This is a genomic window from Micromonospora sp. DT228 (assembly GCF_049841595.1).
Taxonomy (GTDB): Bacteria; Actinomycetota; Actinomycetes; order Mycobacteriales; family Micromonosporaceae; genus Micromonospora.
Map to the genome: position 1 here is coordinate 1 of NZ_JBNCKO010000059.1, position 618 is coordinate 618.

A 618-nucleotide genomic window follows, 5' to 3' on the forward strand; every position below is an offset into this window, starting at 1 on the left:
GACCTGCTGACCGATGGACACCTCGGGTCGCTGGATCAGGTGGCAGTAGCGGGTGACGATGTTGCCCGGATGCCGGATGTCGACGTACCAGCCGCATCCGCGCTGACTGGTGTTGCCGTCGTGGTCGCACGTGGTGTACCAGTCGCACTTGACCTGCTCCACCACGCCGACCGCAGCCGCGCGGATCGCATCGCCCCGCACGTCGGCCTTCGACATGTCCACGCCCGCGTGGAAGCTCCCGCCCCGAGGACCGAAGGCGCTGCCGACGGGCGCCCGGATCGGCTGCACCCAACCGCCCGGACCGACGGGCACCGGGCCGAGATCATCGGCACCGCACGGAGCCGTCGGCGCGCCCCCGCCGATGTCGTCGATGTTCGGCAGGCCGAGCACGAGCGCGGCGAGCCGCTCAGCGTCGTCCTCCCACTTCTGGTAGGCCTCCGGCAGACCGGAACGCTGCACCGCCTGCGCCGCGTCGGTCAGCCGCATCCGCTGCCAGCCGTCGACCCGCAGCAACGCCTCGTAGAACTTCCCCGCCGCGTAGCTGGGCGTCATCCGCTCACGCACGCTGCCCCATCCGGGCCGCTGCTGGAACAACCCCACCGAGTCGTGGTCCCGGCC

At 71.5% G+C, this 618-nt stretch carries 1 protein-coding gene; it reads right to left on the reverse strand.

Going from position 1 to position 618, the window contains the following annotated elements; all coding sequences use genetic code 11:
- Positions 1 to 618 (reverse strand): M23 family metallopeptidase (locus ACLQ29_RS35400; RefSeq protein ID WP_425775706.1); only part of this gene is annotated, 618 nt, incomplete at both ends.